Raw genomic sequence first — 11578 nt, 5'->3', positions numbered from 1 at the left:
AGCGAAAATGCCGATGTAGTGATTATGTACAACGCAATTGATGAAAACGCATCAAGCGGCGGTTCTATCTCGGTTTATGAATCGGTCATTAAAAACCAGTAGTTGTTTAAAAAATCGTTAATTAAATCACTAAAAAGTAACGTAGTTTTTGCAGAAGATGGTTTAAAAATAAACTTATAAAGTATTGCGCATAAGGTGTTGCGAGTCGCTAGTTTTATCGCTATTTTAAAGGCTCTCTCATAGATGGATTTTATTATGCGCATTAAATTTTTAGCGAGCTTTTATTCTTTCTTCTTGTTTGCATTGTTTGGTTGTGACGATCAAAGTATGGCAATTCAAGGTAGTCCTCAGCTAAATAATAATGTAAGTAACTTACCCACTAATAACAAAGTAAACACGCCTTCAGCAGCTCAAACAAACGAACCCGCTTTAGTAGTCGGTATGCTAGCAACACATTGTAATAGTAATGAAGCAGCCTACATTAACGCAAAAATGCATAAAGTTGTGCGTAACCCAGATGAAAATACAGCCTACAAGTTAGAGCCTACCGATAAAGTGCTTTCTATTTGCGTTGCAAAAGATGACTCATCGCTTAGTTATCGATTTGGTAGAGTAAATGACATAGGGCTTGAAAAAGAAGCAACACCAGATGCACCATTTGGTAGTTACTACAGGCAAGTAGGGCGTATTGGCGAGAGTATTTTATTTTTTAGTAATGGCGAATATCACTACTATATTATTAACTCAGGCGGTATGGGCAGCGGTGTAACCGTTAATGTTTATAAAAACGATGCATTAATAACTGAGCTGTTTTCGGGTAATGATCCTTACGATGATTTTGTTATAGCAACCGATTTAAATTTCCCTAAAAAATTGGTTAGCGAAAAACAGCCATTTAATAAGCAAATGCAGTAAATAATGACTCCACAGCAGCAAAACGTTATAGAGCAAGGGCATTGGTTTAAAAACCGTAGCGCTTATTTAAAAAGCTTTTTATTAACGCAGGGCAAAACGCTCTCGCTAAAAGCTCAGCAATCATTATTTTTGCGAGGTGATAAGCACGATGGAATTTATGCCGTGCTTAGCGGCGTGGTGCGTATTAGTGGCGTAAGTAACGAAGGCAAAGAAGCCGTATTGAGCTTTATTGATTCATCACTGTGGTTTGGCGAGGTAACTTTATTTGATGGTGGCCTGCGTACTCACGATGTATATGCACAAACTGATGTTGTGCTTTTTTACGTGCCCCAACGCGAGCTTGAACAGCTATTAAACAAGCAGCCACAATATTGGCAAGAGTTTGGTTTATTGTTGGCACAAAAGTTACGCCTAATGTTTAGCTCAATGGAAGATCACGCATTACTAAGCGCTGAGCAAAAAGTATGCAATCGACTTTTAATGCTCAGCGAGCATACAGAGCACTTAACACCACTTGTTTTATCTCAGCAGCAACTTGCTGATATGACCTACCTAACGCGCCAAACTATTAATCAAATACTGCAACAGCTTGTTAGCCTACAAGCCATTAGTTTGGGGTATCAACGTATAACTGTTTTAGATAAACAAAAGTTACAGGCGCGTGCTACACAAGCTTAAATAGAGACTTTTTTATTTAGTTGGAACCAAAATTGCTACAGATAATGTAACGCAACAATGGATTTGAGCTAATGACTACAATAACCTTTAAAAATCAATATAGTAACTATAACTCTCCTACATTAAATAAAGCGGCAGGACTAAGCGAAGTTGCGGCAACTAATACCCTCCCTAACGAAAAAACAAATGATGTTAAAGGCATTACCTCAGCCCCTAAAGAACCAACGTTTTTAGAAAGTGCTCAAGAAGCGCTGGTTTATCAGCGCTTAGGTGTAAACAAAAACAAAATAGACGAGCTAAAAGCAACAATAGAAGAACTCATTAAAGAACAGCAAAGTGAGGGCGCAGACCCTAGCGCAATTGCTGATAAAATAGAGGAACTCCAAAAAATGCTTGAGCAAGAGTATCAAAAAGGGCGCGAGCGAACGGATATGCAAGGTGAGCATGAGCCGGGTAAAATAATTTCTGCATTTGTTTAATTTACAAAATGTCGGATACCTGACATTGTTGTTGTGTCTACTTTTGCTAAAGTAAGTTTTATATATAAAAATAAAGGCAAAACAATGAAAACACTTCAACAGCAACTTGGTAAATATGGTTTGTATCATCGTTCTAAGCGCAATGTACTAACGCACTTTATTGGTATTCCGCTCATTGTATTTGCAGCGTTGTGTTTACTAGCGCGCATTCAAATACCCCTTGGTAGCGTAGTAATTGATGGTGCACAACTTTTTGTATTAGCGTCGGTTGTTTATTATTTTATGCTGAGCTTTTCGCTTGGCTTTATTATGGCCGTAATATTCACCTTACTCCTTGTTGGTGCTCAGCCTATTGCGGCAATGGCGCTTTGGCCGTGGTTGAGTATTGGCGTAGGTGTGTTTGTATTTGGCTGGGTACTGCAGTTTATTGGGCACTATTACGAAGGTAAAAAACCTGCATTTGTAGATGACCTAATTGGTTTAATTATTGGCCCTTTGTACGTAACTGTTGAACTACTATTTTTAATGGGTTTTTACAAAACATTAGAAGATGAAGTAAACGCAATAGCAGGTCCTACAAAGGCGTAAAATACTTTACTAAGTACCTTTATAAAACCTAATAAATAACAATAAAAGGGCAGATAACGCATGCAATATAATAATAAAACCGTGTGGATCACCGGGGCATCGTCAGGTATTGGTAAAGAGCTTGCTATACAATTTGCCGAGCTTGGAGCGCGCGTTATTTTATCGGCGCGCAATGTAGATAAACTAAACGATTTAAAATCAACGCTTAAAGGCGAAGGGCACTTAGTTGTGCCGCTGGACTTAGCCCAGCCAGAACACGTACTGAGCACAATAACAGCAAAAATGAACGAGCTTCCTACAATAGATATTTTAATTAATAACGGCGGCGTATCGCAGCGTAGCTTATTTTTAGAAAACGACTTTAACGTGTATCGCCAATTAATGGAGGTTAATTACTTTGGCTTAATTGCACTTACTAAAGCTATATTGCCTACTATGGTGGCAAGGCGCAGTGGCTCAATTGTGTCTATTAGTAGTGTGGCGGGTAAAGTTGGGTCAAAATTTAGAACAGGTTATTCGGGTTCTAAATATGCGGTGGTTGGTTTTATGGATTGCCTACGAGCAGAAGTAGCACAACATAACATTCATTGTTTAACAATTTGCCCAGGCTCTATTAAAACAGCAATTGCGCATAACTCACTAAACGAGCAAGGCATAGCGCAAAATAAACCAGAAGAGTCGATAGAAAATGGCATGGATGTAAGCGTAGCGGCTACAAAAATGATTCGTGCCATTAGTAATAAAAAAGACGAAGTGATTATTGGCAAAGGTTTAAGTGGTTGGGCGCCTACAATTAAGCGATTTTTTCCTACTTTGTTTAATAGGCTAAGCGCAAAAACAAACTATAGGTAGCGTCGTTTATTTCAAAGGCGTAAAATGCCGTAAATTTGATCAATTTAGAAAAGGATTCTAAATGAAGTATTTATGGCTGAGCCTGTTTTTTATTGTATTAATTTGGTCTGGTATTAACCCAAAAGATCAATTTACATGGCTGCTTGAAGTTATCCCCGCAATTATTGGTTTAGTGCTGCTAGCAAGTACCTATAGCCACTTTAAACTTACCCCTATTTTATATACATTTATTTTAGCGCATTGCATAGTGCTGATGATTGGCGGGCATTACACCTACGCCGAAGTTCCTTTTTTCGACAACCTATTTGGTAGCGAGCGTAATAACTACGACAAAGTAGGGCACTTTTTTCAAGGCTTTGTACCTGCACTACTAGCACGCGAAATTTTACTGCGCAAAAAAGTAGTAAATGGTCGAGGCTGGTTAATCACCTTTGTTATTTCGGTATGTTTAGCATTTAGCGCCTTTTACGAATTAATAGAGTGGTGGGTTGCAGTGTTAAGCGGCGAAAACGCAGAAGCATTTTTAGGCACGCAAGGTTACGTGTGGGATACCCAATCAGATATGGGACTGGCGTTATTTGGGGCTATTTGCTCATTGTTAGTGCTTTCAAAAGTACACGACAAACAGCTAAAAAGCGTTAAAGATTATTTATAGGCTATAGCAACGTTGAAGACTATTTATAGGAACGTTTTATAGAAATGTTTATAAAAACATTGGTAAAAAAGACTACTAACGTATGACAGTAAACATTAGTAACTACTCAATAAGCACAGACAAAAGCAAACTTAACTTTAACGTTATTTATAACTTTATTGCTAATAGCTATTGGGGCAAAGGCATTCCTAAAAGCGTGATGCAATCAGCTATTGATAACTCAATGTGCTTTGGTGTTTACAGCGCTCATAACGAGCAAGTTGGCTTTGCCCGAGTCGTGACCGATAAAGCAACCTTTGCTTATTTAGCAGATGTATTTATTGCCCCGCACTTGCAAGGTAATGGGCTGAGTAAGTTACTTATTAAAACGATAGTAGAGCACCCTGAGCTACAAGGGCTCAGGCGCTTTTTATTAGCGACTTCTGATGCACATGGCCTTTATGCACAATACGGGTTTAAACCAATAGATAACCCCGCACTACTAATGCAAATAAGTCCTGAGAATGTGTATGATGAAAATAATAGTGAGGTCTATTAAGCGGGGGAAGAACATGCTCCGTTTTTAATATCTCGTTATTTGGCTGTTACTCTTGATAGTCTTTTGGTATTTCTACCTCGAAAACTTGTTGTAGCTTTAATATTACGTAATAAGGTAATTCAGCCTCTGTAGAAGTAAACTGAATTTCTTTGAGTCATTACGAAATATCTCAGTAACAAAAACATCTTTGCCATTTCTAAATTCATTTAATTCAAAGCTAGTTCCGTCACGATCAATATCACGCCTAAATAACAGACTAAGTAATGGTTGGCTACAATTGTGTAGCTAAGCGAAACGTAGCCAACTGTTACGTGTTCTTTTAGATTTTTTTGTTATATTTCAATCGAATATTTTGACCAACTTTGCTGAGTTCGCTGGTATTTCAACCCATTTCTCTCTAGTCGTTCTCCAAAATATCCTAAACTCATTTTGCCATGAATCTTCGCTAGATTTTAAAAAGTGATTGCGGTTGTGATCTAAGGTATACCTACAAGAATCCATGATACCTTTGCAACCAAGTTGTCTATCAATATTCTGACGTAGTTTTTCAATATTAATAATCTCTACACAGGCTTTTTTATCCATTTTTTTAGCTATGTCTACACTAAAGCTATTGCAAAATGAAAGAATAAGACCATCTTCTTTGTAGTAATTTGCATTGATGATATCTGGTAGTTTAATACCATTACTTGTAAAGTTTTTTATAGTTATATTTCTTGAGCCTTCTATATTAATTCCATGCTGTCTTAGGCTAGGGATAGATACTGCGGATTCATGGATTAAGTTTTCATCGGGAGTAAATATTCCTGCTCGGTCTTCTGAAAGATATGAGCTTGCAAGAGAAATTGGAATTGAACCTCCCTTAACCCATGCATCAACCCATTCTACTTCTGTCAAATATAGATACTTACGCATAAACCATCCTTGAAACATAATAGTTTTATCAGAGGACACTTTCCTCTTTTTATGAGTAATGTATGTCCTCTTAATTATTTTTTAATATTAATAACAAATCCTGTAACACATTGCGAGTATTAAACTTTAAGTCGGGCTGTTCTTTTAACAATATGCAGAAAAGAGGGAAACGTCCTCATTTTTAGACTTATAAGGAAAAGCTCCAGTGCGGTACATAAATACAGCAATTAAATATTTAAAATGAAAACCAAACCCGATTTTAAATCATTTAATAGTCACTAAAAAACGGCTGCGATAACGTAAGTAACCGCTTTAAGTACACTTATTTGTGTAGGCGTATTATAAAAGGTGGTTTAGGGATGGTGGAAGCTGTAAAAACGAGATCATTAATTATTTACTAAACGAGTCTTCCTACTTTTAAAACAGGGCAGACACGATGTACTTATACCAATCGACTTAAGTATTTAGCCTTTCTAGCGTGCTAAATAAAGCGTTAACGGCGTTATAAATTTCTCATGTAGAACAACTACATGTCGAAATTTATGCCTTGTTATCACTCTATTTATTCGTCGCTATAAATGTCTAATAACTTAACACGATTGGTATTATTTAGCTTTTTTTGCCTCTAGAGTTTCTATTTCACTCCAGATTTTTTCGGCTTCGGCACTTAACATGGCAAAGCTTTTAATGTCGCCTTTTCTTTGTGCCTGCATGCCTTGCTCTAGTTTAACGTCGTATTCTTTACGCAGCTTTTTTATTGGGTCAGGCTTTAAAAATGAAAACATTAGTATTCTCTTAATATATTAAATTATATGTAGTTAGTGTACGCATTAATGGGCTTAATAGTTCTTTGTTTGGTGAAAATGTTTACTTTGTGCCGTTAAAGCGCAAAGTAAACACGGTGTAATTTTGCGTACTGTGTGCTAGTTCTAGTGCTTACGTTTCTGGCTCTAGGCGTTTAATACCTTGCCCATCAATACCCAAATAAATAAAACCATCGCTGCCTTGGGCTAGGCTACGTACTCTGCCAATGCCATCGAGTATTTTATATTGCTTAACAACCTTGCCCTTTGAGAATTCCAGCGCGCTAATAAATGCAAATTTCATGGAGGCAAGTAATAATTTACCTTTTAACTGTGGGTATTTATCACTCGTTACATACAACATATCGGAGGGCGCAATAGAAGGGGTCCAGTGTAATACGGGCGATTGCATGCCGTCTTTTTCTTTAAGGTCTGTAAATGTGGTACCGCTGTAGTTAACGCCATAACTTACCAAAGGCCATCCGTAGTTAGCGCCTTTTTTTATTATATTAAGTTCATCACCGCCGCGTGGCCCATGTTCATGAGACCATAAAATATTATTTTGATTATTAAACCACATACCCTGTGGATTACGGTGCCCATAAGACCATACCGCATGTTTTGCATCTTTTTGTTTAACAAACGGATTGTCGCTTGGGATATTACCATTTTCGTGTAAGCGATAAATTTTACCGCCGTCCCGCGTGAGATCTTGCGGGTTTATGTCGCGCGAGCCGCGATCGCCAATTGAAAAATAAACATAACCTTCATCATCAAACACAATACGACTGCCATAGTGTTGGCCTTTAGTGCTGTTATGCTCGCCTTTGTATAGCAATTGTTGATCAGATAACTGCGTGTGATCGTCACTTAGCTTAGCGCGCATTAAGGCGGTGTTACTGCCGCTTCCTTTGCCCTCACCACTTGAGTAACTAAAGTACAGCCATTGGTTTTGCTTACTATCGGTGTGTAGTGATAAATCAAGCAATCCACCTTGGCCATTAGCGTCAATGTCGGGAAGCCCTGAAACCTTAGTTAATGTAGTTGTATTTTTAGGTAATAAAAATAACGTTCCACTGCGCTCAGATATTAGCAAATCGCCGTTAGTTAAAGGCTCTATAGCCCAAGGTATAACCACACCTTCTGCCGCTGTTACTGCGTTAACGCTAAGCGATAAAGTATCGAGCTGCTTATAGTTTTTTACGTAATCGCTTTTTGCATGCGCGGGTGCGTTAGTAGCAAATATAGCAACGGCTAAGCCTGCACTTATTAGTTTAGGGTGAGTGTTATGTGACCTTAAATTTATCATTATGGCTTCCAAAATTAATCCAATCTTACATAACCTTATCATGGCATAAATAAATTTGTTAAGTGTTGAGTTGAATGAAAAATGCACACTTATATGTTTTAAAATTATCTCTTCACAGGAAATTGTTTAAGCAAATTGCGCTAATAAAAATTGAATAATTACTCTATTGGGGTTGAAAACTTAAAATTTGAGCGTACACTTGTGCGCTGAAGTTTGGGCGTACACGTGTAAGTTCAAAGTAATTAAGATTTGATAGAGATTTAACCATGATGACTCAAGTATTAAACCAATTTTCAAAATGGTTTTTACACCATCAAAGTTTTGCAGGCTACATAGAGCCCGTAATGCAGGTGTTTAAACCTGCGTGGCGTGCAGGGCAGTTTAGAGCGCAAGTAGTTAGTACAGCGGTACTTGATGGCGGTTTTTTAAGTGTACAACTTAAGCCGAGTAAACAATGGCAGGCGCATACGTCAGGGCAGCATATAAGTTTAACGGTTGAAATTAATGGGCGATTATTAACACGCGTTTTTACCGTGGCCTCAAGTGCTCAGCAATTTAAAAATACAGGTTTGGTGCGCTTACTAATCAAAACAAATGCGCAAGGGCGCTTTACAGGCTTACTCAGCAGTGCATTAAAAGCGGGGTTGTGGTGCAATATTTCTGCGCCAAGTGGCGACTTTGTATTTAAAAATACACACACGCCAGCCATTCTTATTGCAGGCGGCTCGGGTATAACACCTATGCTGGCTATGCTTGATGATTACTTAAGCCAAACTACGCAAAAAGTGTCGTTGGTGTATTACGCAAAAGCCACTGAGCATCAATGTGTTGATGAGCTAAGTGAGTTGGCGGCGCAATTTGAGCATTTTTCGTTTTTATTATTAACGCGTGAGCAATCAAGCGATATAACCAGCAATATTAAGTCGTGGGAAAATCCAGACATTTACTGCTGTGGCCCTGCAGCATTTATGCAAACGGTGAGCGATTTTGCTAAAACGCATAAGCTAAATTATTACCAAGAAGCCTTTGGTTTAGCGCTGCCTACCTTAAACGACGACAGCCAATTTAATGTAAAAATTAACGCCAGTGCCCATGTTGTATCGGGCAACGATGTTTTACTGACTCAGTTTGAAGAAATAAAGCTACCCGTTAAACGCGGTTGCGGTATTGGTATTTGTCATCAATGCCAATGTATTAAAAAGTCAGGCGTGGTACGTAATTTAAAAACAGGTGAATTGAGTGACAACGGCGAGCAATTAATACAACTTTGCGTAAGCCAACCTGTTAGTGATTTGGAGTTACAATTATGAAAAACATTAACTACGACATGCTCGCAAGCGAGCTAGATGCCATTAAAATGGACACCCTTGGCAAAGTAGGACAAGAAGATGCTGACTACATTCGCTCTGTTGTGCGCAAACAGCGAGTGTGTGAATGGAGCGGGCGAATTTTGCTAATGCTTGGTTTTATTCAGCCATTATTGTGGGTTGCAGGTGTGTTGCTATTAGCGCTTGCTAAAATTTTAGACAATATGGAAATTGGCCACAATGTAATGCATGGTCAATACGATTGGATGAACGACAAGCAACTTAACTCACAACATTATGAATGGGACATAGCGTGCGACGGGCAAAGTTGGCATCGCGTTCATAACTTTGAACACCATACGTATACTAATATTATTGGCAAAGACAGAGACTTTGGTTATGGCTTGTTGCGTTTAAGCGATGATTTTAAGTGGCGCTTTAAAAATGTATGGCAGTTTTTTACGTATATTAATTTAAGTGTGTTATTTCAGTGGGGCGTGTCGTATCACGAGTTAGCTGCAGAGCGTGTTTTTATTGGTAAAAAGAAAGAAAACCGTGAAGGGCTTGTATCGCACTCTACATTAAAGCAACGCTTTTTTAGTAAAGGCGCTCGCCAGTTAATTAAAGATTATGCGATATTTCCGTTACTTGCAGGCCCTTTATTTTTATGGGTATTGGTGGGGAATTTAGTAGCAAACTTAATCCGTAATTTATGGACATCAACCATAATATTTTGTGGTCACTTTACTGAAGAAACGCAAACTTTTAAACAAGAAGACTGCGTAAACGAAACGCAAGGGCAGTGGTATTATCGCCAAGTACTGGGCTCGTCTAATATTAAAGGGTCGCATTGGTTTCATGTTTTAACAGGGCATTTGAGCTGCCAAATAGAGCATCACTTATTTCCAGATATGCCGTCTTCGCGCTATCAAGAAGTTGCACCTCAAGTACAAGCTGTTTTGCAAAAACACGGTATTGATTATCACACTGGTGGCTTTTTTAGACAGTATACGTCGGTGTTAAAACGTATTATTAGATATTCGTTCAAGTAAATTATTTACCTTTAAAAAATCGGCTAGTGCAACTGCATTAGCCGATTTTTTTGTTTATAGCACCCAATGCGGTTGATTAGTAAACAGCACTTGCAAAAAATTCTCATAGTTAATTAAAAAAGCCTTACTTTAGCTATGGTTAAATAGCGTGTGATTGTCATACAATGGAGGGAAATAGACCACACAAGAGAGATTAAAATGGCCGCATTTGGTACCGTGTTTATGCCGCAGATGATTCAAGCTCGTTTTTCTGATAATAAATGGAGCGAAAGCTCAATTGTCCCTTCCGATAAACTTGAACTTCATGCTGGTGCGCACGTTCTTCATTATTCAAGTACATGTTTTGAAGGCTTAAAAGCCTTTCGCCATGAAGATGGTTCTGTTTATCTTTTTAGAATGGATGCAAACATTGCACGCATGCAACAAAGCTCAGCGCTATTAAGCTTACCGAGTTTTGACAGCGATATGCTAAAAACGATGATTATCGATATTATGCGCGAATACGCAGATGAAACGCCATTACCGCCGGGCTCTATGTATATTCGTCCAACGCACATTGGAACTGAGGCTGCAATTGGTAAAGCGGCAGCGCCATCAATGAGCTCGCTTTTGTACACGTTACTATCGCCAGTAGGAGATTACTTTGCCGGTGGTGCAACTGCACTGCGTGTACTGCTTGAAGAAGATGGCATGCGCTGCGCTCCGCACATGGGTATGGTAAAAAGTGGTGGTAACTACGCCAGCGCACTAGCACCCATTAGTGCTGCACGAACTAAGTATCAAGCAGATCAAATTTTATTTTGCCCAGGTGGCGATGTACAAGAAACCGGTGCTGCTAACTTTATACTTATTGATGGCAACGAAATTATTACTAAAGCGCTTGATAGCACGTTTTTACACGGTGTTACACGCAACAGTATTTTAACCATTGCAAAAGATTTAGGTATGACGGTAAGCGAGCGTAACTTTAGCGTTACTGAGCTACTAGAGCGTGCGGCTAAACCTGGCACTGAAGCTGCGCTTTCGGGCACTGCAGCTGTACTAACTGCTGTGGGTACATTTATTCATAACGATAAAGAATACAAAGTAGGTACTGGCGAGCCAGGCCCAACGACTGCGCGCCTTCGCCAAGCATTGAACGATATTCAATGGGGTAAAAGTGAAGACAAGCACGGCTGGTTAACTAAAATCTAATTATAGATTTAATCGCAACTAGCATTAAAAAGCCACCTAATCGGTTAACACCGATCAGTTAAGGTATTTTTGATCGGTTGACCGATCTTTTGGTTGCTTCACAATACCCTTATCATCTTTTGATTATGAGGGTATTTTTATGCTTAGTCATTGGTTACTTGATACAGATATATTCGCCACTCCTGACTCTTTATCTACATTTCAGAAACATATCCCTCTTGAGTGGATTTCTAATGTGCTCGAGCAGACCGATAAAGCAAGTATTCGCAAACGTAAGTTACCTGCTGAGCTTG

At 38.8% G+C, this 11578-nt stretch carries 14 protein-coding genes; 11 read left to right on the top strand and 3 right to left on the bottom strand.

Going from position 1 to position 11578, the window contains the following annotated elements; translation table 11 throughout:
- Positions 1-255 precede the first annotated feature (255 nt).
- The 7 genes from QL998_RS14380 (at position 256) to QL998_RS14350 (ending at position 4705) form a co-directional block, all read left to right on the top strand.
- A complete protein-coding gene (locus QL998_RS14380) occupies positions 256-915 on the top strand; it encodes a hypothetical protein (protein ID WP_290192935.1) in 660 nt (219 codons plus the stop codon).
- 3 nt (positions 916-918) lie between these two features.
- Positions 919-1593: a Crp/Fnr family transcriptional regulator gene (locus tag QL998_RS14375; protein WP_290192934.1), complete on the top strand. Its 675-nt coding sequence runs from the start codon at positions 919-921 to the stop codon at positions 1591-1593.
- Positions 1594-1664: 71 nt separating this feature from the next.
- The gene (locus QL998_RS14370; RefSeq protein WP_290192933.1) at positions 1665-2072 is read left to right on the top strand and encodes a hypothetical protein; all 408 of its coding nucleotides are present in this window, start codon (positions 1665-1667) and stop codon (positions 2070-2072) included.
- A gap of 84 nt (positions 2073-2156) precedes the next feature.
- Positions 2157-2660: an Mpo1-like protein gene (locus QL998_RS14365; protein ID WP_182695594.1), complete on the top strand. Its 504-nt coding sequence runs from the start codon at positions 2157-2159 to the stop codon at positions 2658-2660.
- A 60-nt stretch (positions 2661-2720) separates the two neighbouring features.
- Positions 2721-3512, top strand: coding sequence for an SDR family oxidoreductase (locus QL998_RS14360; RefSeq protein ID WP_290192932.1), 792 nt, complete (start codon positions 2721-2723; stop codon positions 3510-3512).
- A gap of 61 nt (positions 3513-3573) precedes the next feature.
- Positions 3574-4167, top strand: coding sequence for a DUF2238 domain-containing protein (locus QL998_RS14355; RefSeq protein ID WP_290192931.1), 594 nt, complete (start codon positions 3574-3576; stop codon positions 4165-4167).
- A gap of 82 nt (positions 4168-4249) precedes the next feature.
- Positions 4250-4705 (top strand): GNAT family N-acetyltransferase, encoded by a 456-nt coding sequence (locus QL998_RS14350; protein WP_290192930.1) that lies wholly within the window; start codon positions 4250-4252, stop codon positions 4703-4705.
- 339 nt (positions 4706-5044) lie between these two features.
- Here QL998_RS14350 and QL998_RS14345 read toward each other — a convergent pair whose 3' ends face one another.
- From QL998_RS14345 to QL998_RS14335, 3 genes are all read right to left on the bottom strand, one after another.
- Positions 5045-5620, bottom strand: a complete 576-nt coding sequence (locus tag QL998_RS14345) for a hypothetical protein (RefSeq protein WP_290192929.1) — start codon at positions 5618-5620, stop codon at positions 5045-5047.
- Between the two features lie 605 nt (positions 5621-6225).
- Positions 6226-6405 (bottom strand): DUF6435 family protein, encoded by a 180-nt coding sequence (locus QL998_RS14340; protein ID WP_002959772.1) that lies wholly within the window; start codon positions 6403-6405, stop codon positions 6226-6228.
- 151 nt (positions 6406-6556) lie between these two features.
- Positions 6557-7732 carry a PQQ-dependent sugar dehydrogenase gene (locus QL998_RS14335; RefSeq protein WP_290192928.1) on the bottom strand — a complete coding sequence of 392 codons (1176 nt, stop codon included), beginning with the start codon at positions 7730-7732 and terminating at the stop codon, positions 6557-6559.
- A gap of 266 nt (positions 7733-7998) precedes the next feature.
- Between QL998_RS14335 and QL998_RS14330 the strand changes: the two genes are divergently transcribed.
- The 4 genes from QL998_RS14330 to QL998_RS14315 all read left to right on the top strand — a co-directional run.
- Positions 7999-9042 (top strand): iron-sulfur cluster-binding domain-containing protein, encoded by a 1044-nt coding sequence (locus tag QL998_RS14330; RefSeq protein WP_290192927.1) that lies wholly within the window; start codon positions 7999-8001, stop codon positions 9040-9042.
- The gene (locus tag QL998_RS14325; RefSeq protein WP_290192926.1) at positions 9039-10091 is read left to right on the top strand and encodes an acyl-CoA desaturase; all 1053 of its coding nucleotides are present in this window, start codon (positions 9039-9041) and stop codon (positions 10089-10091) included. Before QL998_RS14330 ends, QL998_RS14325 begins: the two co-directional genes overlap by 4 nt.
- 192 nt (positions 10092-10283) lie before the next feature.
- Positions 10284-11285, top strand: a complete 1002-nt coding sequence (locus QL998_RS14320) for a branched-chain amino acid aminotransferase (RefSeq protein ID WP_257983256.1) — start codon at positions 10284-10286, stop codon at positions 11283-11285.
- 139 nt (positions 11286-11424) lie between these two features.
- Positions 11425-11578 (top strand): transposase domain-containing protein (locus QL998_RS14315; RefSeq protein WP_182198119.1); only part of this gene is annotated, 154 nt, incomplete at its 3' end.

The organism is Pseudoalteromonas sp. APC 3691 (assembly GCF_030408135.1).
GTDB lineage: Bacteria > Pseudomonadota > Gammaproteobacteria > Enterobacterales > Alteromonadaceae > Pseudoalteromonas.
Note: the sequence above shows the minus strand (reverse complement) of the source record. Positions and strands in the feature narration are given on the sequence as shown.